At 40.3% G+C, this 290-nt stretch carries 1 protein-coding gene; it reads right to left on the bottom strand.

The genetic code is table 11. The features are described 5' to 3' along the window. Window positions 1–13 precede the first annotated feature (13 nt). Window positions 14–290 (bottom strand): hypothetical protein (locus IFT66_RS23430; protein ID WP_207105893.1); only part of this gene is annotated, 277 nt, incomplete at its 5' end.

Here is a 290-nt window from a genome sequence, read left to right as displayed (position 1 = left end):
GAGTGTCGATGAATCAATGAATTTTTTGTTCAAGTGGCAAAGCACAATTGTACTCATAAGTAGCAAGTGGCGCATAAGTATCAAAATAAGCCACTTGTTGTTGTTCTCTGGGATCGTTGTGCTTTCGCTCTCCAAAAGCATAAGGCAGGCGACTGAGTAACAACAAGTAACAACACTTGATGTGCTGAGAGCAAGAGAGTAAGACAAAAAATTTAACTGAGTGCGCAGAACGACACGACAAAACATACCCGAGTGTCGATGAATCAATGAATTTTTTGTTCAAGTGGCAA

The sequence above is a fragment of the Rhizobium sp. CFBP 13726 genome (assembly GCF_014841925.1).
Lineage (GTDB): Bacteria > Pseudomonadota > Alphaproteobacteria > Rhizobiales > Rhizobiaceae > Neorhizobium > Neorhizobium soli.
The sequence above is the reverse complement of the archived record's forward strand: the minus strand, read 5'-3'. Positions and strand labels throughout refer to the sequence as shown.